At 37.3% G+C, this 24,918-nt stretch carries 26 protein-coding genes; 20 read left to right on the top strand and 6 right to left on the bottom strand.

The window, feature by feature from the left end; genetic code table 11:
* The first annotated feature begins 307 nt into the window (after positions 1-307).
* The 15 genes from asnB (at position 308) to J2T03_RS08805 (ending at position 13,538) form a co-directional block, all read left to right on the top strand.
* Positions 308-1,978: an asparagine synthase B gene (gene asnB, locus J2T03_RS08735; RefSeq protein ID WP_307210758.1), complete on the top strand. Its 1,671-nt coding sequence runs from the start codon at positions 308-310 to the stop codon at positions 1,976-1,978.
* A 276-nt stretch (positions 1,979-2,254) separates the two neighbouring features.
* Positions 2,255-3,067, top strand: a complete 813-nt coding sequence (locus J2T03_RS08740; protein WP_307210760.1) for a hypothetical protein — start codon at positions 2,255-2,257, stop codon at positions 3,065-3,067.
* Between the two features lie 139 nt (positions 3,068-3,206).
* Positions 3,207-4,610 carry an MFS transporter gene (locus tag J2T03_RS08745; RefSeq protein WP_307210762.1) on the top strand — a complete coding sequence of 468 codons (1,404 nt, stop codon included), beginning with the start codon at positions 3,207-3,209 and terminating at the stop codon, positions 4,608-4,610.
* Between the two features lie 93 nt (positions 4,611-4,703).
* On the top strand, positions 4,704-5,579 hold the full coding sequence (locus J2T03_RS08750; protein WP_307210764.1) for a pirin family protein: 876 nt from the start codon (positions 4,704-4,706) through the stop codon (positions 5,577-5,579).
* Positions 5,580-5,720: 141 nt separating this feature from the next.
* The gene (locus tag J2T03_RS08755) at positions 5,721-6,032 is read left to right on the top strand and encodes a GNAT family N-acetyltransferase (protein WP_306844018.1); all 312 of its coding nucleotides are present in this window, start codon (positions 5,721-5,723) and stop codon (positions 6,030-6,032) included.
* A gap of 46 nt (positions 6,033-6,078) precedes the next feature.
* On the top strand, positions 6,079-6,978 hold the full coding sequence (locus tag J2T03_RS08760) for a pirin family protein (protein ID WP_306844017.1): 900 nt from the start codon (positions 6,079-6,081) through the stop codon (positions 6,976-6,978).
* Positions 6,979-7,001: 23 nt separating this feature from the next.
* Positions 7,002-7,541, top strand: coding sequence for an NADPH-dependent FMN reductase (locus tag J2T03_RS08765; protein ID WP_307210766.1), 540 nt, complete (start codon positions 7,002-7,004; stop codon positions 7,539-7,541).
* A complete protein-coding gene (locus tag J2T03_RS08770) occupies positions 7,534-8,112 on the top strand; it encodes a TMEM175 family protein (RefSeq protein WP_307210767.1) in 579 nt (192 codons plus the stop codon). The genes J2T03_RS08765 and J2T03_RS08770 overlap by 8 nt, the downstream gene beginning before the upstream one ends.
* Before the next feature lies 1 nt (position 8,113).
* Entirely contained in the window at positions 8,114-8,332 is a 219-nt protein-coding gene (locus J2T03_RS08775) for a (4Fe-4S)-binding protein (protein ID WP_111959319.1), read from the top strand.
* The gene (locus J2T03_RS08780; protein WP_307210769.1) at positions 8,332-8,727 is read left to right on the top strand and encodes an OsmC family protein; all 396 of its coding nucleotides are present in this window, start codon (positions 8,332-8,334) and stop codon (positions 8,725-8,727) included. Before J2T03_RS08775 ends, J2T03_RS08780 begins: the two co-directional genes overlap by 1 nt.
* A gap of 1 nt (position 8,728) precedes the next feature.
* Positions 8,729-9,016: a GNAT family N-acetyltransferase gene (locus tag J2T03_RS08785; protein ID WP_306844010.1), complete on the top strand. Its 288-nt coding sequence runs from the start codon at positions 8,729-8,731 to the stop codon at positions 9,014-9,016.
* Between the two features lie 111 nt (positions 9,017-9,127).
* Entirely contained in the window at positions 9,128-10,687 is a 1,560-nt protein-coding gene (locus J2T03_RS08790) for a sodium:solute symporter (RefSeq protein WP_307210770.1), read from the top strand.
* Positions 10,688-10,764: 77 nt separating this feature from the next.
* Entirely contained in the window at positions 10,765-11,454 is a 690-nt protein-coding gene (locus J2T03_RS08795) for an SGNH/GDSL hydrolase family protein (RefSeq protein WP_307210772.1), read from the top strand.
* Positions 11,455-11,689: 235 nt separating this feature from the next.
* A complete protein-coding gene (locus tag J2T03_RS08800; RefSeq protein ID WP_306844734.1) occupies positions 11,690-12,544 on the top strand; it encodes a transketolase in 855 nt (284 codons plus the stop codon).
* 46 nt (positions 12,545-12,590) lie between these two features.
* On the top strand, positions 12,591-13,538 hold the full coding sequence (locus J2T03_RS08805) for a transketolase family protein (RefSeq protein WP_306844004.1): 948 nt from the start codon (positions 12,591-12,593) through the stop codon (positions 13,536-13,538).
* 126 nt (positions 13,539-13,664) lie between these two features.
* Here the strand turns inward: J2T03_RS08805 and J2T03_RS08810 are convergent, their stop codons facing one another.
* Genes J2T03_RS08810 through J2T03_RS08820 form a run of 3 tightly spaced genes read right to left on the bottom strand, consistent with a single transcriptional unit; the run spans position 13,665 to position 15,227 of the window.
* On the bottom strand, positions 13,665-14,177 hold the full coding sequence (locus J2T03_RS08810) for a hypothetical protein (protein ID WP_306844002.1): 513 nt from the start codon (positions 14,175-14,177) through the stop codon (positions 13,665-13,667).
* The gene (locus J2T03_RS08815; RefSeq protein WP_307210774.1) at positions 14,174-14,638 is read right to left on the bottom strand and encodes a hypothetical protein; all 465 of its coding nucleotides are present in this window, start codon (positions 14,636-14,638) and stop codon (positions 14,174-14,176) included. The genes J2T03_RS08810 and J2T03_RS08815 overlap by 4 nt, the downstream gene beginning before the upstream one ends.
* A gap of 34 nt (positions 14,639-14,672) precedes the next feature.
* Complete coding sequence (locus J2T03_RS08820; protein WP_307210776.1) at positions 14,673-15,227, bottom strand: hypothetical protein; 555 nt, start codon at positions 15,225-15,227, stop codon at positions 14,673-14,675.
* 471 nt (positions 15,228-15,698) lie between these two features.
* Between J2T03_RS08820 and J2T03_RS08825 the strand changes: the two genes are divergently transcribed.
* From J2T03_RS08825 to gwsS, 5 genes are all read left to right on the top strand, one after another.
* Positions 15,699-15,911, top strand: coding sequence for a TIGR04139 family peptide modification target (locus tag J2T03_RS08825; protein ID WP_307210778.1), 213 nt, complete (start codon positions 15,699-15,701; stop codon positions 15,909-15,911).
* A gap of 95 nt (positions 15,912-16,006) precedes the next feature.
* Entirely contained in the window at positions 16,007-16,903 is an 897-nt protein-coding gene (locus J2T03_RS08830; protein WP_307210780.1) for a hypothetical protein, read from the top strand.
* Complete coding sequence (gene gwsG / locus J2T03_RS08835) at positions 16,900-17,802, top strand: grasp-with-spasm system ATP-grasp peptide maturase (protein WP_307210782.1); 903 nt, start codon at positions 16,900-16,902, stop codon at positions 17,800-17,802. The genes J2T03_RS08830 and gwsG overlap by 4 nt, the downstream gene beginning before the upstream one ends.
* Positions 17,799-17,981, top strand: coding sequence for a hypothetical protein (locus J2T03_RS08840; protein ID WP_306843991.1), 183 nt, complete (start codon positions 17,799-17,801; stop codon positions 17,979-17,981). Before gwsG ends, J2T03_RS08840 begins: the two co-directional genes overlap by 4 nt.
* Positions 17,978-19,057 (top strand): grasp-with-spasm system SPASM domain peptide maturase, encoded by a 1,080-nt coding sequence (gene gwsS, locus J2T03_RS08845; protein WP_307210783.1) that lies wholly within the window; start codon positions 17,978-17,980, stop codon positions 19,055-19,057. The genes J2T03_RS08840 and gwsS overlap by 4 nt, the downstream gene beginning before the upstream one ends.
* A 13-nt stretch (positions 19,058-19,070) precedes the next feature.
* On the opposite strand, the gene J2T03_RS08850 is transcribed toward gwsS, so the two are convergent.
* The 3 genes from J2T03_RS08850 to J2T03_RS08860 form a co-directional block, all read right to left on the bottom strand.
* Positions 19,071-19,448, bottom strand: coding sequence for a hypothetical protein (locus J2T03_RS08850; protein WP_306843987.1), 378 nt, complete (start codon positions 19,446-19,448; stop codon positions 19,071-19,073).
* 70 nt (positions 19,449-19,518) lie between these two features.
* Positions 19,519-19,989 carry an Lrp/AsnC family transcriptional regulator gene (locus J2T03_RS08855; protein ID WP_034703315.1) on the bottom strand — a complete coding sequence of 157 codons (471 nt, stop codon included), beginning with the start codon at positions 19,987-19,989 and terminating at the stop codon, positions 19,519-19,521.
* 134 nt (positions 19,990-20,123) lie between these two features.
* Positions 20,124-24,914: a translocation/assembly module TamB domain-containing protein gene (locus J2T03_RS08860; RefSeq protein WP_307210784.1), complete on the bottom strand. Its 4,791-nt coding sequence runs from the start codon at positions 24,912-24,914 to the stop codon at positions 20,124-20,126.
* Between the last annotated feature and the right edge of the window lie 4 nt (positions 24,915-24,918).

The following is a 24,918-nucleotide window of genomic DNA, read 5'->3' on the forward strand; positions in this document are numbered from 1 at the left end:
AGAGAATTGCAAGAAGGTAAAAACACAAATGATGAAAAAAAATTATTTCGAGCCACAAAGTAAGGGCTAAAATTCATATAATAAATTACCATATATTAATAATTATTTCATTTTAATTTTGTATAGAAGGTAATAATAACTCTATTTTCTCTAACGAAAAAAATCAATTAAATCTGTGATAATTAGCCTGAATTATTAATATTTTTCGCCAAAATAAATTATTAAGTTAAAAATATTAACTTTTAATTATTTTTTATTGTTATTTTTAAACATCAAAGCTAATTTTGCTTCAAATAAGTAAAACAATATGTGTGGAATTGTATGTTTGTTTGATGCCAAACAAAAGACCGAAATATTAAGACCTCAGGTTTTAGAAATGTCAAAAAAAATCCGTCACCGCGGCCCTGACTGGAGCGGTGTATTTCAGGATGACAAAGTCGTATTTTCTCATGAAAGGCTTGCTATTGTAGATCCTACTTCAGGAAAGCAGCCTTTATTCACCAAGGACGAAAAAGTAGTTTTGGCAGTGAACGGAGAGATCTATAACCATAGAGAATTAAAAGAAGAGTTTCCGGATTTCGAATTTCAGACCCAGTCGGATTGTGAAGTGATCCTCGCCCTCTACAGAAAATATGGAAAAGACTTCATTGAAAAGCTCAACGGAATTTTTGCATTTGCCCTTTATGATATAGAAAAAGGAATTTATATGATCGCCCGTGATCATATGGGGATCTGCCCTCTTTACCAGGGATGGGATAAAAACGGAAACTATTACGTCGCTTCCGAATTAAAAGCGCTGGAAGGCATATGCAAAACCATAGAAACTTTTCTTCCGGGACATTTTGTGTACAGCCCTGATGGAGCAGAGCTTCAGCAATGGTACAAAAGAGACTGGGAAAACTTCGACAGCGTAAAAGACAACGAAACTGATATTTCAAAAATAAGAAAAGGCCTTGAAGATGCCGTTCACAGACAGCTGATGAGCGATGTTCCTTACGGGGTTCTCCTTTCCGGAGGCCTGGATTCGTCCGTTATTTCAGCGGTGACTGCAAAATTTGCAAGACAGCGGGTTGAAAGCGGTGATACCCAGGAAGCATGGTATCCAAGGCTTCACAGTTTTGCTGTAGGGTTGGTAGGATCTCCTGATTTAATTGCGGCAAGAAAAGCTGCGGACCATATCGGTTCTGTACATCATGAAGTTAATTTCACCGTTCAGGAAGGATTGGATGCCGTACGTGATGTAATCTATCATCTGGAAACTTATGATGTGACCACTATCAGAGCTTCCACACCGATGTATCTTCTGGCAAGAGTAATTAAATCCATGGGGATCAAAATGGTGCTTTCCGGAGAAGGTTCGGATGAGCTGTTCGGGGGATACCTGTATTTTCATAAGGCTCCAAACGCCAAAGAATTTCATGATGAAACGGTAAGAAAACTGGGCAAGCTGCATTTGTATGATTGTTTAAGAGCCAATAAAGCTCTAATGAGCTGGGGAATTGAGGGCAGGGTTCCTTTCCTTGATAAAGAATTTATGGACATTGCCATGACCGTCAATCCAAAAGACAAAATGATCAACGTAGCAGAAGGGAAAATTGAGAAATGGATATTACGAAAAGCTTTTGAAGATGTTCTTCCGGAATCTATTGTCTGGAGACAGAAAGAACAGTTTTCGGACGGTGTGGGCTATTCATGGATCGATACATTAAAAGAGGTTGCTGAAAAAGAGGTCACTGATGAAATGATGACCAATGCAAGATTCAGGTTTCCATTAAACACACCTCAAAACAAAGAAGAATACCGCTACAGAACAATTTTCGAAGAGCATTTTCCAAGTGAGACAGCAGCAGCAACGGTTCCATCGGTTCCTTCAGTAGCCTGTTCCACCCCTATCGCTTTAGAATGGGATGAAGCTTTCAAAAAAATGAACGATCCAAGCGGAAGAGCGGTAAAAGTACATGAGACCAGCTATAAGTAAAGAGTTTCGAGCATTTCAATTTGGAGATATGGAACCTTAGTATAAATACCATGTCTGAAATCTCATAGCTGAAGTCTTGATTTCACTTGATATCTTTTTTCAGTTTAAAATTTGGTATCTGAAATCTCATATGTAACTGAAATTTTATCAATCCTGTAGAAATACAGGATTTTCTTTTGAATAACGTTAATAATATCAATATAATTTAACTGACAATCAAAAATAATATCTAAGAAATAATTATATTTGGACAACGAAAATATCAATTATAAAAAAATGAGAAGAAATCTTACTGTTTTATTTGCCTTACTATCCATCAGTTTTGCTTTTGGACAGGGAAAATACGGCAAATACTTAAATTCAAAGAAGCTTGCTTTGACTTATAAAAGTGTGAAAGATGCAGATAAGGATGACTATTATCAGCAGTTTTACTGGCTGGTAAAAGCAGAACAGCTTAAAACGTATCCTCACCTTAAAGATGTAAAACCTGTCGTTTTGTATGAGTTTGTAAAAAAAGTAAATCCTCAGAATCCTACCAAAAAACTGGATGACAGAGGGAAAGAACTCAGAGCCACTGCAGAATTATCTTTAAATCAATATTTTAAGAACAAAAAGTTCGAAAACAACTCAGTTTTAATGTACAACCTTGAAACTTATGTTGACCCGTCTAAAGGACAGTTCTATACTAAGGTAGATCCTGAAAAAATCAAAGAACTGGTTCCAAAAGAACTTTTTGCCTTCAACTCTTTAAACAGAAACTTAGGCGAAGAAAAAACATATTACCTGTGGATTGACAAGAAAAAAGACGATTTCAATATTGTAGATATCATTCCTGACGAAAAAGAAAATAAAGCTTTCTACGCAAGATTAAAACAATATCTTCCGAGCTATAAATTTTCCAAATACGTTCCATCGGTGAAGAAAGGAAATAAATCAGACAAGACAGATGTGGACTATTACTACATTATGCCGTTTGAACAAAACACCGATAACATTGAATACAAAACAAAAGATTTCAAAACTTATATCTTAAGCCAGTACAGAAAAGCCGGCGATGAATGGAAAGGAGTAGAAAAGCCTAGAAAATAAATTAAAAAGTCCTGTGAAAATTCACAGGACTTTTTTAATTTTATATGAAATTCTTTATCTAAAGATCAAACTGTTTAAAAACAGAAACTGATTCAATAAAAACAAATCTGGAACTCATCAGATTTCCAGTCTACATCCAATGACAGAAACAAACCCGCAGCAGATCTCTGTAAAAAAAATACTCCCACTCATTCTGGCCACTGCCATCTTCATGCAGATGCTGGATTCCACGATCCTGAACACTTCCCTACCCTCCATAGCCAAAGACCTCCATGAATCTCCGCTCAATATGCAGAATGCTATTATCAGCTACGTTTTGACCCTGGCGGTTTTTATGCCTGCTAGCGGTTTCCTGGCAGACAGGTTCGGAACCAAAAAAGTATTTATATTTTCCTTAGTCCTTTTCAGCTTAGGTTCACTGTTCTGTTCCCTATCGCAAAATCTTACCCATCTGGTTATTTCAAGAATAATCCAGGGAGTCGGAGGCAGTTTGATGACACCGGTAGGAAAGCTGGCGCTGATCAAGACTTTCGATAAAAACGAATTGCTTAAAGCAATGAACTTCGCAATCATTCCTGCACTGATAGGACCTGTGCTTGGTCCGCTGGTGGGAGGTTATATGGTAGATTACCTTTCATGGCACTGGATTTTCCTGATCAATATTCCCATCGGGGTATTAGGAATTATTTTAGGTTTAAAATATATGCCGAATTACAAATCCACAGATGTAGACTTTGATCTAAAAGGTTTTTTAATTTTTGCAGCTGCATCGTTGCTGTTATCCATTTCACTGGAATTATTCGGGGATATGCAGAATATAAGTCCGGTGCTTTTTGTCTTTATTCTTGGCTTTTTATTCCTCTACTATTACTACAGACATGCAAGAAGAGGCGGAAATCCTATTTTCCCTCTGGATCTGTTTCAGGTAAGAACCTTCCGTGTAGGAATTGTCGGAAACCTGGCTACCCGTTTAGGAATCAGCTCCGTTCCGCTTCTGCTCCCCCTGATGATACAGATTGCCTATAAACAGTCGGCAGTGACTTCCGGATGGATCATTGCTCCAATGGCCCTGACTGCCATATTCGGGAAGTCATCCGTTATTAAAATTTTAGATAGATATGGCTACCGGCAGACTTTAATGGTTAATACATTCATTATCGGAACCCTGATATGCCTTCTTGCCATTCCCAACATCCATACTTCTTTATATTGGTTTGTTCCCATAATTGCCATATTAGGTTTTTTCAATTCCATACAATTTACTTCGATGAACACGATTTCTATTGCAGACCTTAGGAATTTCCAGACCAGCAGCGGCAATTCATTGATATCAGTCAATCAGCAGCTGGCTATCGGATTCGGAATTGCTTTCGGATTGATTGTTTTAAAATTATTTGAGAATTCTAATCTTATTGAAGGCGAAATGCACAATGCTTTCCGCTACACCTTCCTTACCATAGGTATATTGACCATCATATCAGGCTTTGTTTTCAGAAGGCTCCATATTTCAGATGGAAAGAATATGAAATCTAAGGAAGATTAAGTTTTTCACACCTTTTATCTTTACGAACTTAACACAGATCAATGCAGCTGAATCTTCGCTACCGTACTTTTGTTATATAAAATTCACAATATTATGACAGCGAAAAAAGTAGAAATCGTAGCATCTCCAAAACCTGCCCATTTTGTGGGAGATGGTTTTAGAGTTCATAATTTTATACCAGGGGTACAGGGGTTAGACATGAAAAGAATGGATCCGTTCATCATGCTTGATTATAATTCAAAATTCCACTTTAACGGTTCTGAAAGGCCCAGAGGGGTGGGAGTTCATCCACACAGAGGCTTTGAAACCGTGACCATAGCATACAAAGGTAAAGTAGAGCATCACGACAGTGCCGGCGGAGGCGGAATTATAGGGGAAGGTGATGTACAGTGGATGACTGCTGCAAAAGGCGTTCTTCACAAAGAGTATCATGAAACCGAATGGTCAAAAAAAGGCGGTATTTTTCAGATGGTCCAGCTATGGGTCAACCTTCCGGCAAAAGATAAAATGAGCTGCCCGAAATACCAGGCTATAGAAAATGCAGCAATGGAACGTATCAGTCTTGGTGAGAATGGATTTGTTGAAATCATTGCAGGAGAATATAACGGACACAAAGGTCCGGCGGATACTTTCACCCCATTGCATATGATGAATGCCAAGTTAAAAGCTGGTGGAAAAGCTGAATTCAGTTTTCCTGCTCATTTCAATACAGCAGCACTGGTGATTGAAGGAAGCATTACCGTAAATGGAGAAGAAAAGGCAGCAACTGACCATTTTGTTTTATTTAAAAATGAGGGCGAAACTTTCAGCATTGAAGCCAAAGAAGATGCAGTCGTATTGATCATCAGCGGAGAACCTATTAATGAACCTATTTATCCTCACGGCCCTTTCGTGATGAATTCGAGAGAAGAAATTATGCAGGCTTTCGAAGATTTTAATACCGGAAAATTCGGTTATTTGGAAGATTAGAAGAATTAAATTTATCTTAATCTTAGATTCTTCCTTTTTTATTAACTTTATATACTTGTGTTTGGTAAAATGTAAAGACGTACGGTTCAGAATTACTTTGCGTCTTTGCAATCCGCCAATCCTTTTACAATACAAAAAATTATGAAACCAGAATTTGAAAATATCCCTCTTGTAAAAGCGGGAAAAAGATTTGAAATAGAAATCGACGGACATTTTGCATTTATCGATTACCGTGAAATGGGTCACCAGATTGCTTTGGTACACACAGAAACAGATCCTGAACTTGCAGGGACCGGTGCAGCCACTGCTGTGGTAGAGAAAACATTAGCTTACATTGAAGAAAATGGAAAAAAACTTCTTCCATTCTGTCCGTATGTTTTTGCCTATATCAAAAAACATCCTGATTGGAAACGCATTGTTGATGAAAGATTTGAAGGCTATAATAAGCTGTAACAATACATCTAAAAATCTAATCCATTAACTTAATACTTACTTTATTATGTCAAATATTGGACTTATCATAGAAGAAAAGGCTGCAGATATAGGAAATTTCCTGGTAGGAAGACTTCTTCCCTTCCGCGAGAAAAGAGCGGTAGGACCTTTCGTTTTTATCGATCATATGGGACCTTCTGAGCTGAAGGATTATCAGAACCTTGATGTTCCTCCCCATCCGCATATCGGTTTATCTACTTTAACTTATCTTTTGGAAGGATCTATTTTTCACAGGGACAGCATTGGAAGTGCAGTTGAAATAAAGCCGGGAGCTGTGAACTGGATGACTGCCGGAAAAGGCGTTGTACATTCTGAAAGAACTCCCGAATATCTAAGACACAGTGATAAAAGACTTCACGGATTCCAGATCTGGGTGGGCCTTCCGAAACATCTGGAACAGACAGAACCTACATTCCATCATATTGAAGCAGATGAAATCCCAGTATGGGAAGAAGACGGAATTCAGTATAAACTGATTGCAGGTGAGGCATTCGGAAGGAAATCCGCAGTTCCGGTCCACAGCAAATTATTTTTTATCGAAATCAAAACGAAAGAGGCAAAGAAAATAAGCATCGGAAAGGATCTTTATGGCGAAGCAGCGATGTATGTCCTGGATGGAACGGTTTCCACAGAAGGGAATTCTTACGGTTCAAAACAGCTGATGATCGCCAAGGACACCAAACTTTGTGAATTTGAGATGAGTGAAAACGGTACGGTCTATCTTTTCGGAGGCGAGCCTTTTGATGAAGAACGCTTTATATTCTGGAATTTTGTGAATTCGGATAAGGAAATGATCGATCAGGCTAAAGTCAACTGGAATGATCAGAACCATGATGCGTTTCCTCTGGTTCCCGGTGATGAAAAAGAATATGTTCCGCTTCCTAAAGCTATTTTAAACAGAAAATAACGGTTATTACAGATTAATAAACCATGAAAATATTAGCATTTGCAGGAAGTACATCTTCCACTTCGATCAACAGGGAACTGGTAAAATTTGTTCTAAAGGATTTTCAGGATGAAGAGATCAATCTGATCGATCTCAATGATTTTACCATGCCGGTTTTCTCAGTGGATCTTGAAAAGAAAGGATTTCCTGATGAAGCCCATAATTTTTTAAAAGAGATCGAAGAATGTGACATAATCATCTGTTCGCTTGCAGAGCATAACAGGTCTTACAGCTCGGCTTTTAAGAATGTCTTCGACTGGTCTTCAAGGATCAATGTCAAAGTATTTCAAAATAAGCCGATGCTTCTCATGAGCACTTCTCCGGGAGGTTATGGAGGTGGCAACGTCATGAATACGGCAAGGACCTTTTTCCCACAGTTTGCAGCAGATATCAAAGATACTTTTTCACTCCCTAAGTTTTATGAAAATTTTGACCTGGAAAGCGGTGTCATCAATCCTGATATGCTTAAGGAACTTAAAGATAAGATAGACAACTTTAAAAAAGAAGTTAAAATCAATGACTAAGGGAAGATTAGAAGCTTTCAGTGATGGTGTTCTGGCAATTATCATTACCATCATGGTCCTCGAGCTGAAGGTTCCGGAAGGAAGCAGCTGGAGCAGCCTCAAGCCTCTCCTGCCCAGATTTCTCGCTTATATTTTCAGTTTTATTTATGTTGGAATTTACTGGAACAACCATCACCATCTGTTTCAGGCTGTAAAAAAGGTGAACGGAAGTATTCTATGGGCTAATCTTCATCTGCTGTTCTGGCTTTCGCTGATGCCGATCGCTACGGAATGGATCGGGACTACCCATTTTGCAGAGAATCCGGTGGCAGCCTATGGAATTTGTCTCATCATGTCTGCAGTGGCCTACACGATTTTAGAGAACCTGATTGTCCGGCATGAGGGTGAAGATTCCAAGCTTAAAGAAGCCATACATTCAAAGTTTAAAGAATATATCTCGATTATATTTTACGTTCTCGGAATCGCTGTTTCATTTTTTTATCCTTATATTGCCATAGGTTTTTATTATCTCGTGGCTCTCATATGGCTGATTCCGGACCGAAGAATCGAAAAATCATTAAAAGAAAATTAATATGGAAACACACGAATATCCCAACGGCAGCATCACTGTCATCTGGCAGCCCCAGAAGTGTATCCACTCGGCTGTCTGCGTAAAAATGCTTCCTAAAGTCTACAATCCTAAAGACAGACCCTGGATAAAAGCTGAAAACGCAACCCCTGAAGAACTTAAAAACCAGATAGATCAATGCCCTTCAGGAGCATTAAGTTATAAATTCAATACAAAACAATAATGGCTGTAACAGTAAAAGCAAGTTTGGGAAAAACAAAATATTATACTGAGGTAACGGCCGGCGAAAACCAGATCATTACTGATGAACCTATAGATAAAGGCGGACAGAATAAGGGTTTCAACCCAATGGAAATCTTAGCCACATCTCTGGCAAGCTGTACTGCTGCCACTTTAAGGATGTACATCGAAAGAAAGGAATGGGATGTGGAAAACATCAACGTAGAAGTAGAGCTTGAAAATTTTCCTTTGACGAAAAGAGCCGTATTCAAAAGGGATATCAGCTTTGTAGGCATTCTGGATGATGAACAGCTGAAAAGACTGCATACTATCGCTGATGCCTGCCCTGTACACAAAATATTAACCAACGACATAGAAATACTAACCAAATTTTCATAATATGACTGAAGTAAAACAAAACAACGACGAAAAACACGGAAGTTTTGAAGCTTTCATAGATGGAAGGCGCGCAGGGATCATGACTTATACCTGGGCCGGAGAAGAAAGATTCATCATTGACCACACAGAGGTGGAAGAAGCCTACAACGGAAAAGGTGTAGGAAAAGAAATGCTCCTGGCTGCAGTAGATTTCGCAAGGAAAAACAACAAGAAGATTATTCCTCTCTGTCCTTTTGCCAAAGCAAGTTTTCAGAAAAGTGAAGAATTACAGGATGTTTTAGTCAATTGATCCTATTTCTGTCCTTCAGATACAGACCTTTCAGATGTTTTACTCTGAAAGGTTTTTTCTTTTTTACCAGAACAGAAAAAAACTATATTTGCTAAAATTTAAAATTTGAGCATGAATTCAGGAACTATCCTTTTGCTATTTGTTTTTATCTATTTCGTTGGCCTTTTGGTGATTTCTTATTTCACAAGCCGGAATTCTGATAACCAGTCATTTTTCATTGGAAATAAGAAAAGTAAATGGTGGCTCGTTGCGTTTGGAATGATAGGAACCAGCTTAAGCGGGGTTACTTTTATTTCAGTTCCGGGAACTGTCGGAAAAATGACCGGCAGCGAATATATTTTCGGAGGTTTTGAGTATTATATGATGGTCATTGGCTTTTTCATAGGGTATTTTATAGTTGCCGCCATATTGCTTCCGTTATATTACAAGATGAATCTGACCTCCATTTATACATATTTAGGAAGAAGATTTAATGTAGAAGCTCATAAGATAGGTTCGATATTTTTCATCATTTCCAGAGCTATTGGTGCTACAGCGAGATTGTATTTGGTGGTCAACGTTTTACAGATATTTCTGCTTGAAGGTCTGGGCGTTCCGTTTTGGGTGACCGCTCTTGTACTCTTGCTGATGGTTCTTTTATACACTTTTGAAGGAGGTGTAAAAACGATCGTGATTACTGATACCTTACAAACTTCCTTCATGATTATCAGCTTGATTGCCTGTATCGTTTATATTTTATCCAACCTGAATTTATCCTTTGGTGAAGCATACACCATTTTGGAACAGAAAAATTATACTCATTTTATCAATTTTGATCCTAATTCCAAGACATTTTTCCTTAAAACCATTTTAGGCGGAATTTTCATTACGATCGCCATGACGGGTCTGGATCAGGAAATGATGCAGAAGAATATTTCTGTAGACAACCTGCAGAATTCAAAAAAGAATATGCTCACTTTTGCAGGAACTCTTCTTTTTGTCAATCTTGCATTTTTGTTTTTAGGAGGTTTGCTTTATCTTTTTGCTTTGCAGAACGGTGCAGAATATGGATTGGCAAAATCTGAAACGGTAACCAATATTTTCGGGTTCAAAGATGCATCCGGAAATATAAAAAATATTATGGGAGACGATCTTTTCCCTGCTCTATCGCTTCAGGGACACTTCCCTATGCCTATTTCCATTATTTTTATTATCGGACTGATTTCGGCTTTATTCCCTTCTGCTGATGGAGCCCTGACAGCAGTAACCAGCTCATATTGTGTAGATCTATTAAGCCTTAATGAAGACAAAACCAAAACAGAAAAGGAAAAGAAACACCTTCGTATGAAGGTTCACCTGACTTTCACCGTAGTTTTCTTCATACTGATCATGGTTTTTAAAGCCATGAATGATAAATCGATCGTTTATCTGATCATGGAAATTGCCGGCTATACATACGGACCTCTTTTAGGACTTTTTGCCTTTGGAATTTTCACCAAGTTTCAGATTTCAAGAAAGTATTCCATTCTTGCTGTTACACTTTTAGCGCCTGTTATCACTTATTTAATCAATCTATCGGTGACTACTTATACGGATTACAGAATTGGTGTGGAACTGATTGTTCTTAATGGCCTGCTTACTTTTATTGGTTTATGGCTGGTAAAGAACAAACAGTATTTAAAAGTAGTATGATCAGGAAAACAATTTTAAAGCCTTGATTATAACTCAATAGCTTTTGTTCTGATGTAGTAACCTTAAAAAATATGTATGTGAAATCATCAATATTCCTTGCCATTGCCTTACTTCTAAGCGAACTGATAAACGCGCAAAGTGCTGTTGATTTTGCTAATCTTTCCAGATACAAAGATGACAATACAGCAATTTTAAATACAAAGAAAAAAGTTGATGTGGTCTTTATGGGCAATTCCATTACTGAAGGCTGGGTAAAAACCCATTCAGCATTTTTTTCCGGGAATAATTATACTGGCAGAGGCATTAGCGGGCAAACCTCTTCCCAAATGCTGCTGCGTTTTCAAAATGATGTTGTAGCCTTAAAACCAAGGTTAGTGGTAATTAATGCCGGTACTAACGATATTGCTCAAAACACGGGAATTTATGATCCGGACTTTACCTTCAGCAATATTAAAGCAATGGCTGACATTGCCCGGAGCAACGGAATTAAAGTAATTATTGCCTCCGTACTTCCTGCAGCTGCATTTCCCTGGCGTAAGGAAATAGCTAATGTACCTCAGAAAGTAGATGCCTTAAACAGCAGGTTAAGAGAGTACTCGAACAGCAATAAACTTGTTTTCGTTGATTATAATACAGCAATGCGTGATGGGAAAGGCGGTATGCGCGAAGGTCTTTCAAAAGACGGTATTCATCCTGATTCTGCAGGCTACAGCATTATGGAACCGTTAATTAAAAGTGCTATTCATAAAGCCTTAGGAAAAAAATAAAAAAATCTCTTTTTAAACCATTAAGGAATAAAGACTTTGGCAGGCCTTGATGCCGGAACGCGGCTCTCTTTTAAATTAGTCAACAAACATCATTACAAAAATATCATATACCCGAATGAAGGCTGTTAAAATCAGTATTTTTCTAAAATAATTCTAAATCCGGATCATCAATCCGGATTTTTGCATTTCCGTAAGCCGTTAAAAAATTGTAAATTCGCGTGCAAATAAATCAGATATAATGAGTAAAAGTATCGAAGAGTTAAAATCTCTTACTACGCAGATCAGAAGAGACATTTTAAGAATGGTTCACGCTGTAAATTCAGGACATCCGGGCGGAAGTTTAGGGTGTACTGAATACTTTACAGCACTTTATGGGAATGTAATGAACTATAGTCTTCCTTTCACTATGGAGGGGAAAAATGAGGATCATTTTTATCTTTCAAACGGCCATATTTCGCCGGTTTACTATTCTACTTTAGCGAGATTTAATTTCTTTCCGGTAGATGAATTGAGAACTTTCAGAAAACTGGATTCAAGACTTCAGGGTCACCCAACTACCCATGAGGGTCTTCCGGGTATCAGAATTGCTTCCGGATCTCTTGGTCAGGGACTTTCTGTAGCACTTGGTGTAGCACAAGGAAAAAAACTGGACGGAGATAAGTCCCTTGTTTACACACTTCACGGAGACGGTGAGCTTCAGGAAGGTCAGGTTTGGGAAGCTTTGATGTATGCTGCTGCCAAGAAAGTGGACAATATCATTTCAACAATTGACTATAACGGACGCCAGATCGATGGTGATACTGATGATGTATTAAGCTTAGGAAACTTACATGCTAAACTTGAGGCATTTGGGTGGACAGTTCTAGAAGAGAAAAACGGTAACGATCTTGAAGCTGTTATTGCTATCCTTGAAAAGGCTAAAACTGAAACTGGAAAAGGAAAACCTGTAATAATCATTCTTCACACAGAGATGGGTGCTGGTGTAGATTTCATGATGGGATCTCACGCATGGCACGGAAAAGCTCCGAATGATGAGCAGCTTAACACCGCATTCAAACAATTATATCTAGAAGCTCCTGCTGATTACTAGTCCAGGTGATGAGTAACAGTAATCAAAATAAATAATCAGTAAAAAAATGAAATATACATATACAGAAAAAAAGGATACGCGCTCAGGATTCGGAGCCGGATTAGCAGAACTTGCTGACAAAAATCCTAATGTAGTGGCACTTTGTGCAGACCTTATCGGTTCTTTGAAAATGGAAAAGTTCATTGAAAAGGCACCGGAAAGATTCTTTCAGATAGGTATTGCAGAAGCTAATATGATGGGAATTGCTGCAGGTTTGAGCATTACAGGAAAAATTCCTTTTACAGGAACTTTCGCGAACTTCTCTACTTCAAGAGTGTATGATCAGATCCGTCAGTCTATTGCTTATTCCGGGAAAAATGTAAAAATCTGTGCATCTCATGCTGGTCTTACTTTAGGGGAAGATGGTGCTACCCACCAGGTTTTGGAAGATATCGGTATGATGAAAATGCTTCCGGGCATGACGGTAATCAACCCTTGCGACTACAACCAGACAAAAGCAGCTACTATTGCTATCGCTGAGCACGATGGTCCTGTATATTTAAGATTCGGAAGACCTACGGTCCCTGTATTCATCCCGGAAGACATGCCTTTCGAAATCGGAAAAGGAATTCTTCTTCAGGAGGGTACTGATGTAACTATTGTTGCAACCGGACATCTTGTTTGGGAATCTCTTGTAGCAGCTGACGAGCTTGAAAAAGAAGGTATTTCCTGTGAGGTAATCAATATCCACACCATTAAACCTCTGGACGAGGAGATCATCATCAAATCTGTTGAAAAAACAGGAAAGATCGTTACTGCTGAGGAGCACAACTATCTTGGTGGTTTAGGAGAATCTGTTGCAGGAATGCTTGCAAGAAAAAGACCTACAAGACAGGAATTTGTTGCGGTAAACGATACATTCGGAGAATCTGCTACCCCTGCAGAATTGATGAAAAAATATAAGATTGATTCAGCAGCTGTGAAAGAAGCTGTGAAGAGAATTTTAGCAAACTAAGATAGATTATATCATAAAAGTTCGGGCTGTTTCTTCGAAACAGCCCGAGCTTTTTTACCACCGTCAAATCTTTCATTTATCACAGCATCCGTTTTGACGCATTACTGCTTGTCTTCCATAATACTGTTACTGTGGTCTGTTTATAGGAATATCAAGTACGTCAAGCACCGGATATAATATATTTTCCAGAAATTCCTCTTCTTTTACGCGGGATGCTTTAGAGCCTGAAAAATAATTGCTGATCCTGTAGTTCCTGACAAACTGATTCCTTTTTTTCCCAATAACATAAGAGTAGGCACCGCTTTCATCATTAATGAAATACGTCATCTCATCAAAGCTCATGATTTTTTTGGTAAGAAATAATTTTCTGTAGATATTCTTTTCCCGCTTGTCAAAAATGTATTTTACAGGAACTCTGAAAAACAGATCCAGCAGAAAGTATCCCATATAAACTACCCATATAGAGGCAACGATCGTGATTGCTTTTTCAGATAATGTATTTCTGAAATAATACAGAACCGGAATTGCAAGAAAACCGGCACCCAGCCACCATTTTAGGGTGTGCAGAAAGCTGTAATTAGGCATAAAACTTATTTCGCTTCCGTTATCTGTAAATCTATATCGGTCTATGGTATTCATCGTAAATTTTCATTTAACCCCATAATATCTTCGGTTTCATTCACCATTTTTTGTATTGCTTTATGGGAAAGAGCCTGTCCTATCATAAATTTATGTTCTTTTCCATTAACCTCAAAATGAATATTAAGAAATACATTCATGGTAATGAACCCAAGATATTTCGTCGTCAAAACTTCAAAATTTATAAAATCCTGGAAAGCATAGGTCTTTGTAGAAACAAAAATACTGGGTTTACAAGTAATGGTCTGCTGTTGCGGATCAATCACAAACTTTTTTGCAAAGAAGTTAGCAATGATCAGTACCGCAATCACAATTAAGAATAAGCCCAATAAAGGAAAATTATATTTATAGGCAAGCCCTGCAGCAATAAATGTAAGAATAACCAATACTGAACTAAATATAGGCTGGTTTTTGAAAATAAAAAGTGTTCCTTCTTTTTTGTAAAATTGATAAGTGTTCATAATAAATTGTGATATATTTTAATGTTTAATTATTTTATCCGGATGTATAGCGTTTTGCAATCTCATCGTCACTGATGGTTGTAAAAGTATTAAGATCTGTTTTGAAGTAGCTGTCATGAATTGAAAAATAGACATCAACGTTAGCTTGGGTGAGCTCTGTGACTTTTTTCCAGCATTCAATGAACCAGTCTTCAAACAGTTTGTATTTTTCCTCATTATACTCATCCCAGAGATCATCAAAGTCATCTTCGTTCTCATATTGTTCCTGAAAGTCTGAAGCTTCGGCCCATATCCTTTCGGGGAGAAAAGAATTCCAAGTCTCACTTTTATCTGCCTGCTTTTTCTTTTGATAAGGTAGAACCATAGTTTGGGTAATGATATTCCCTTTTTGATCTGCAGCCCAGGCTACGATGTCCAAATAATCATACTCATATTCAAAATACAGGGCTTTGATATCTGTTTTAGTCTTGCCCTCGAGATAATCTACATTTTCTCTTTTGAACATTTGTACAAGATCTTTAATGACCTCATCTTTAATTCCTTCAAGATATTTTTTTAACTCAATATTGAGTTTTTTGAGGCTTTCCATACGTTGATTTTGCCATTTAAGTTTTGATCTAGCTATTAAATGCAAAAATAGATGAAAAAATAAATGATCTGGTCATGATTTACTGTATTTTATATACCCATTTTTTTGTATGCACAATATATTCATCGTCGTGTACAACATTGATATCAGAGTATTTCCTAATGAATCAATTTTATAATACAAACCTCATATTTTCACAATCTGCGGTTAATAAAATTTTACAACATCTATAATTCTTAAGATTATTTAAACATGTACAATACGATATCAACCCATTATGAATTCACAAAAAAACTACACATTTAATCACATTTAAGGGATATAATAATTTATAGTTTTGAAAAGATCAACGTTGATTGAAATTCGATATTTCGCCTGTAAGTGTACAGTATGGGATGAAACAAGAGAATGACAAAACCCATGTCAGGGTTTATATGACAACACAGATTTTAACAAAAAAATTATTCAATTATGAAAAAGCTTCAAGGAATGAAGAATGGCTTTTCTTCATTAGAAAACAAACAACTTAAGGATTTACAGTCTATCCGTGGAGGAGATGATTCAGCGCGAACTTCATCACAGTCTTCATCTGGTAGCAACAGCTCTGATACTGTTTATTATAAAGACGGTATAAAAACAATGACTCTGGTTATTGAAGGACCCAATCCTACTACTGCTTATTAATCAGGTTTAGACTACAAACAGGGCCGCTTGTGGTCCTGTTTGTTTATCTGTTCAAACAGTTTAATAATTAATTATTGTGTAAGGAAATCCTATATATGAAACAAAATCAACATATCAGATACCTGAGTCTAACTTCTATAATTATCTGTTTTTTCTTTTACTGCTGTAAAAGCAGGGATTATATCACTTACTACAACAAAGTAAACGAGATCGACAGCATTTACAGAATGGCCAAACAGCCTGAAAAAGCAATAAAAAAATACAGAAAACTGTTCAGGAAATACAAGCCCCTCAATCAGGAACGGATTGAAGAATATGAGACCTATATCAGAATTTCCGACAGATATAATAAAAGTTTCGGAGGAAAAAAAAGCCTTTATCAGCTTATCCCTTTAATTGCTCCTTACTGGAGATATAAAAAGGAAGATAAGGAATTCATTAAGCTTTATAAAAAATATGGAATTGATAGCCTGAACATAGAACAGAAAATTGCACAATGGGAAAGTAAACATGACAAGATGCTGATTGATTCTTTTGTAGTAGCAATAGGCCGGGATCAGTATAATAGACGTTCCAACATTTCCGATATATTTGAAAATGACCTGAAAAATATCGAACTTCTGAAATGGGCCTTTAAGAATTATGGCTATCCTTCCATGCAGAAAATAGGTTTATATTACAAGGATACTTTTATGCCTATGGATGTAATACTTCTTCATATGGCAGATTATGAAGAATACTATCCTTACTTCAAAACAAAAATACTGGAATATGTAAAGTCCGGCGAGTGTCCTCCACGAGATTACGCTGCTATGGTGGACCGAAACAATATGCATCACAAAATTCCTCGTACTTATGGAGTATATATGGGATATCAAAATATAACCGATTCAGCTAAAGTAAACCGGAACAGGAAAAGTATAGGACTGCCAAGCTTGAAATATAGAAACAAAATAGCAAAAGACTTTTCTGATAGCCTGAAAACCAAATGATACTGATATTTTCTGATAATAACGACAGAACAACGATAGAAGTTATACGTTGGCTGGCAGCACTTAAGAAAGACTTTATTCTTGTGAATGATGATGAGTTTTTTGACATTAAAGTTGACAAAAAGCGGTTCTTTCTGCAAAGCCAGAAAAACAGCTTCTTTCTTGATGATATACAAAGCGTGTGGTACAGAAGAGGAGGGCTTTTGTTCAAACGCTATCAATACATCAACAATTCTGTTAATATCTATATGAATGAAGCCCAGCACTGGCTGGAAGATTATATACTTAAGACTTTAGAATCCAAAAAGCATATCAACAAGCAAAGCAACAGTCACGTCAATAAACTCCTGGTATTAGAGTATGCACAGAATATAGGGCTAAATGTTCCTGAGTATTTTCTGGCTGAAAATACCCAGGAGGTTATCCTGAATAAAACCATTACAAAATCAATCACAGGTAATGTGATATTGGATAATATATCTGAAAATCTGGACGGAATCATGTACACGACAATTATTGAAGAAACGGAAAAAGAAGAATTCTTTATTTCTTTTTTTCAGGAAAAAATAGAAAAGGATTTTGAGATCAGAACTTTTTATTTGAACGGTGAATGTTATTCAATGGCTATTTTTTCTCAGAATGATGACCAGACTAAAACAGATTTCAGAAAATATAATAATGAAAAGCCTAATAGAAATATCAGATACAGTCTTCCGAAAGAAATAGAGACCAAGGTTCAAAAGCTGATGCAGACACTGGATCTTAATTGTGGCTCTTTGGATTTTATTAAAAGCGGAGATTTGTACTACTTCTTGGAGGTAAATCCTGTAGGACAGTTTGCAAATGTAGCCTATCACTGTAATTATCCCCTATTTAAAAAAATTGCTGATTATTTATGAAAGAAAATTTTGGAGAAAAGCATAAACTGCCTTTATCATTTAAACAGATGGAATATTTTGAACATAAAAGCACTAAAAAAATCGACAGCAATACACTATGTATACTGAAAAGTGAAAAATACCAAAGCGATTTTTATGTCAGGGAGAAGCCTGTAAAACCACTGATCCGATTATTATGAGATATTTTAATTTGTTTTCAAATATATTAGTTACGAGAGGAGCAGGCAGAATTTTAATCTCAGATCTTCAAAGGAATGTCTCGGAACTCTACCCTTTGGAGTTATATGACATCATGGAGGAATTAAGAAACCACAGCATAGAAAATGTTATCGATGGTTACGACGACGAATCCAAAGTTATGGTTAAGGAATATTTAAATATTTTGTTGCAAAGTGAATATGGATTTATTACAGAGGATAATTGGGACAAAAATTTCCCGACTCTTTCCTATGAATATGAAGAGCCCAGTATTCTTTCTGAAATTTTTATAGAGTTTTCTGGAATCTCTGTTTTGAAAAAAATAAAACAATCGGTAGAACATCTTAGGATAAAGCATTTGGTTCTTTACAGCACAAAAAAATTCACAGCTGAAGATTTTATAAAGATTGATCAGATCTTTGCCACTTCTGTTTTATCTGGCATTGAAATCTTTTCTCCATTCCATAACAATGTAAATAAGCTCTTTATAAATACCCTGCATAAGAATACAGAGAGAATATATAATATCGTATTTTATAGTTGTGGGAAAAGCCCTTTCAGAATAAAGGATGAATTCAGATTTAGCTTACAGTTTACTGAAGAAGAAGTACAAATTTCATCCTGCGGAAAAGTAAATCTGAAATATTTCAACACTAATATTTCAAAAGTTTCAGAAGCGTTAAATCACAATTCCTGTCTCCACAAAAAAATAGGAATAGATATAAACGGCAACATCAAAAATTGTCCCTTAATGGCTGAAAGCTTTGGAAACATCAATGATATCAGTCTCGAAGATGCACTGATAAAGCCTGAATTCAGAAAATACTGGAATCTTACCAAAGATCACATAGAAACCTGTAAAGACTGTGAGTTCAGATATGTCTGCACAGACTGTAGAGCTTATACAGAGCGTAATCATATAAATAAAGAAGGACTAGACGCTTCTAAGCCTCTGAAATGCGGCTACGATCCATATTCAGGAAAATGGGAAACATGGAGTAAAAGCCCTTTAAAACAAAAGGCAATACATTTTTATAGGCAGGAATTAAGAAGCTAGATCCATCAAGCTTCTATCGGAAAAACTTCCACTTCGGAATAATCGCCAGCATCCCGAAGCCCGTAAATAGGAATAGATTGGTTACATCTGTATACAAGAATGTGGACAGGTAATAATTATGCATAAAAAAATGCAGGACCAGCAATGCAGGGAACATAAAAATCCCGATTTTTCTGTAGAAAAACATCAGGATAAGCCCAATCATCATTAGTACATCAATGGAAAAGATAACAAAAAAATACCATCTAGGAATCTGAAGATATTCATGCTGAAGATATTCATCGAGATCAATTCCCAGCCCCATAATGGTGAACAGCATCAATGCTGCAAACGCCAAAATAAAGCCCCACCCTTTCTTAGGATCCTCGTCAAAGTAACTGTATTCTTCCATAGGTACAAAAATAAAGAACTTATGAATATATTCATAAGTTCTTTAATATAATATTCGTTTAAAATTTGAATTATATAGAAATAGCGTTAATCAATCTGTTTTTGTCGCTTAAGTACTCTTCCATAGAAATCATACTTTCGGTTCTCATTACATCTTGAATGTCGTCTATCTGATAGATAATTCTTTTCGCATCTTCCGTATTCTTAGCTCTTACTTTACAGAAAATATTATATTTTCCAGAAATAACACTAGCTTCGATTACGTTTGGAAGTACTGATAGTTCTTTCAATACCTCTTGAGTGCGGTTTGATTTTGTCAAAAGGATTCCAATGAAAGCTGTAAAGTGATAATCCAGCTTGCCATAATCGATATTAAGAGATGATCCCAAAATAATACCTGCATCCTCCATTTTTTTCACTCTTACGTGAATTGTTCCAGCAGAAACATCCATCTGTTTTGCAATTTCAGTAAAAGGCATTCTTGTGTTTTCGACTAAGAAATCAAGAATTTTCTTGTCTATTTCGTCCAGTTGATAGTTCATATTAGTTAAATTACAATTTTCTTAAAAAATCTATGTATTTGTTGCAAATTTATAAAAAATAATTTAACTAAAAAAATTATATTAAATATTAACAATAATTAACACGGATGATAAAAATCATTAAAATATTACGATTATTTACTAGTTGATTTTGTAGAATCTGTTTTTATTTCCGTTTTGGCTTCCATCTGTTTTTTATCTTTTTTCTTCTTTTTAAAGAGAGAATTAAAGCTTTTACTCCACACAACTCCCCCACCATAGGCCTGATTTGCAGAACCATTGGTACTTACCATCCCAATATTGGTAGGCTTGGAATACCCTCTTAAAACAAGACTTCCGTCATTCTTTTTAGAAACGTCGTATTCAATAGAACCCTCACCAGACAGGTAATTGGTCTGTGTACCCTCCGTTTTTGTCAGCGGAATCCCAAGTCCGGTTTTAATATTTACCCTTGGTGAAAGGGCTACACTTACCCCGGCATTGGCCCGGTCACCAGTGTTGGAATTTTGATCACCTTTTACATAATTCAAATCGATCTGGAATTCATTACTCATTGTATTAAGAACGGATCCAAGCTGCTTCAGAAGCATGTTGTATCCAGATGATTCTGCTACGCCCGCTACATCAAAATCCACACCTCCACTGTTGGAAACATTAAAGGTGCTCAGCAGCAGGACAGAACCAAACTGAAGCACTTTTTCACCTTCCTGGCTCATCTTGGCCGCCAATGTCTCTTTTACCTGGCTGGAAACATCAAGCGCAGTCACATTCAGATCAATTTTCGGATTGATCAGAGACTGGGTAATATTAGCCTGAAGCAGCACACTGATTGGCTGCAGTTTCCCCATGCTTAAATATTCACCTGCATTGGAAACCATTCTTACATAATTGGCTGTAATATCCAGTGCCGGCTTCATTGCATCGCCATCCCATCTGATGCTGCTGTTCTTTTCTATCTGGAATGTTTTATTAAGAATAGCTTTGGAAACAAATGTTCCGTTATCTACTTTATAAGTACCGTTCATGGCAATGCCACCCTGTCTGCCCATCTGGAACCTCAGTCTGTCGGCAGTTCCTTTTACGGTAATATTACCTACATCGTCACCTACAAGGACATTCACTGTAGTTCCTTTATCCACATCAAGACTGAAGTCGATGTACATATTAGCTCCCGTCTTTTTCTTTTCTTCCAACGTTATAAGCCCGTCTTTTCCTTCTTTCAGGAATCTCAGCATTTTGAACTCTTCAACGTTGGAAGTCGAACTGGAATTAAAGGTAAAGTTACTTCCGTTCAGTGCCTTCATATTAGGGGTAGTTATACTCAATCCGGAAACAGGCCCATCTACATAAAGATCACCCTGACCATAAACTCTTCCCCAGAACAGATCATAATCTTTCTGAGTTGTATTCAGCATTAGGAGATTATCCGCTCTCATTACCAGGTTGACCCCCATTGACGAAATTGTTTCAAACTGGATGGCACCGGAAATTGTTCCTTTAGAATTGGATCTTCCATCATGAACTTCAATATTGTTAAGAATGGCAAGTCCACGGGAAAGCGGAATCACAGTATCATCAAATGAATAATCTACTCCGGTGAACAGTAGCTTTAAACCGAAACCTTTTAAAGCAATATCTCCGCTATAATCAAGATCGCTTAATTTCCCGTTGATCTTCAGATCACCTGTTGCTTTTCCTCTGATGTTTCCGAAAACAGTCTGAACAAACTGCTGGGTAAAGGCAAGATCAAAATCACGCATTTCCGCAGTCAGGTCAATTGTAGGAGAAGCAGTATTATTATTTACAGTCCCTGTCAGATGAAGATTATTATTTCCCAGAATTCCTGCCGAAGCCACTTTTACATCCACGTCATACACATTCAAAGAGAAACCGTTTGTAGCAGAAATAGTAAGGTCACCCATCTGATTTCCGTTCATAACGATATTATCTACGGTAAGATCTACGAGTGGCTGCAAAGTGCTTTTATCCATTTTGATCTTTACACTTCCGTTCGCCAGACCTTTTATTCCCATAGGGTTTCCTCCGGACTGCATTTCAAGAAGCTTTTCAACAGCAAATTCTTCAATATCCGCATCTACATAAAAGTCTTTGGCAGATTTGAACTGTGCTTCTTTGATAAACAGGGCGCTTTTATCTGAGTATATACGCAGGTTCCTGATATCGAAATCTCCTTCGTTTTTTCTGTATGTAATGGAATGATCCAACTCAGGACTAGTATCTATTGCCCAGGTAACCTCATTGAATTTAACTTCTGTAGGCTCAAATCTAAAAACATAGTCACCGGCAGCATTTGTAGACTGATCTACATTAATGGCATAAGCTTTAAGATTTTCATTCAGCTCATCTTCCGGACTTCCATGCTTGAATGTAGTGGCCAGATGAAGAGCTGTATTGTTTTCATTTTTACCTTTAAGTTCAAAATCTTTGATAATGTTTTTATTGTATTCCAGTTTACTAATTCTTGCATACAGCTGTTCGTTAAGATTTGCTGTATTAATTCTTACCATAACACTGTCGATCATTGCGCTGTCTCTGGAAATACTATTTCGGTCATTAATCTTATATTCAGGATTGGCGGCTGCCAAAGCTTTGTCCGCATCCGAGATCTCTTCCTTCTTCGTCATGATATACTTCAGAGAGGCGGCATCCAGATTCAGGATCAGATCATTTGAATCTCCGTTATACTCTCCTTCTACCACAGCACCCTGCGGAAGCTTAAGATCAGGCAGAAAGTAATTCACAACACCCTGCTGAACATCAAAATTCATTTTAAAATTCTGACCCCTGTATAGTTTTCTCGGTGGCGGGCCTACCAGGATTCTTCCGATTCCATTCTCTACCATACCTGCAAGATCGGCAAGGTTATATCTTCCTGATATCTTCCCGCTTGCCGCACCAGGCGCATCAACATCAATGACACGTCCGCCGGCTTCTACAAAAGTTTTTAGTTTCGCAGTTGGAATAATATATTTTTGCGTAGCTGTAGCAAAGTGAAGATCGTTGGCATCCACATCCAAAGTCAAATCGTTAATATCAGACATGGACATTTTACCTTCTACCCGTCCGCTCACGATCTGGTTTCCAGGTTTATTGGTAAAATAATTCATATTCAGGTAAGTGACATCCGCATTTACATCCATAGCAACCCTTGAGGTACTGAAATCAATAAGTCCTTTAATCGTTGCTTTGGCCTGTTCATCATTCACAGTGATGAGTCCGTTATATTTTTTATGATCTAATAATCCGTCAAGATACAGATTACTGATCTGTTTATCCATAATTTCAATGCTGGTGATCTGGGATTTCGTGGTCAGACGCATTGTATTGACGTCAAAACTCTGCCCATTAATATCAAATTTACCGGAGATCAGGCCCACAGCTTTACTTTTGGTGATGACAGAGGTATTGAGATCTTTTACATCCACAAATCCTGAATATTTAGGCATTGCCGTGCTGTATCCGGTAAGCGAAAGTTTAGTGATCTTAGCCTGCCCTATTCCGGTCATCAGGTTTCCACTGGCAACATATACCTGGTCCGGATTTACCTTTGCCGTTCCGTTATACTTCAGTTTTCCAAAATCATCTGCAAAATTCTTCATCTTTTTAGAAATAAATGAAGGCATCATCGCTTTGAGATCTTTGTAAGTAAAATCAGTAGAAAGGTCGTTTGTTTCAATGGAAAAATTCCCTTCCAGCAGCCTGTCAACCTTCATTGTTTTGGTCGCGATATTAACATCAGGATTTCTGATCAGGAAATTTTCCAGATGGAATTTATTCAATGGGCCGGTCATTTTTCCGGCAAGGTTGAATGGTTTAAAGTTATCCCAGTTCGTCACAAAGTAGCTGATATCATAGCCGCTTAGCTGGCTTCCCTGCTGGATTTCCATATCCCAGCGAACCCGGTCTGCAAAATCTGACCATGAACCGTCATGGAGATTAAATTTGATATTTCCCTGGAGCAGTGAATGGTCTGTATTCAGGGTAAGATCTTTTAATGACAGAAACTCATTCGTTAAAGAAAGTTCAGTAGAAAAGGTATCTACAAAATGAGATTTCCCCCATCTGGCAGTGACGAAGGACATATTATTGATCAATGCCGAAATATTGCCTCCGTTGACCTTTACATTAGGTGCCTTTAAATTAAATTTTGTGGCAGTAAGCCATTTCCCGGGATCTCCCGGAGAGTTTTGACTCACAATTGAAACCTTTGAATCAATGATCTGTACACGGGAATCCAGCTGAAATGGAGGTTTCTTCGGGTCTCTTTTCTTTCCGCTGTCGAAGAGCTGTGTAAATCTGATAAAATTGGAAATACTATCCCCTTTATACGTTATGACCTTTACATCTGCATTAACAAGGGTAAGGGAATTAAAGCTTAGTGAATTGCTGTTTCCGGAAATAGCATTGTAAGCGAGAGACATCCAATCTGAATTTGCACGGAATTCTCTTACTTTGATGAATTCAAGACCTTTGTAGTCTTTTATTTTTAATCCTTTTATGGTGACATCTCCAAAATAATCTACTTCTACACTTTCTGTAGACATCCCGGCTTTAAAATCCTTGTTTACGATCTGGAGCGCCTGATTGGCTGCCCAACGTTTGGTTACCGGGAGATTAATGGCAATAAGTATTCCTCCAACAAGAATAACCCCCAGCCAGAAAAGGATCAGAAGAAGCTTTGCCCACCAGGAATAGCTGGTGACATCTTTTACTGCCTGCTTCCCAAATTCCTCAGCGGTCTCTACAGGATGATGAATAGCATCTGATGCCAGCTCAGATGCTTCTTTAACGGTCTCCTTTACAGCCCCTTCTACATCTTCAACAGTCTTCTGTACCTGATCACTTAGGTTCTCAGCTACTGATTTTTTATTCTCATTCTCGTTATTATTCTCTAACTTTGCCATTATT

This window comes from Chryseobacterium lathyri (assembly GCF_030812195.1).
Classification (GTDB): Bacteria; Bacteroidota; Bacteroidia; order Flavobacteriales; family Weeksellaceae; genus Chryseobacterium; species Chryseobacterium lathyri_A.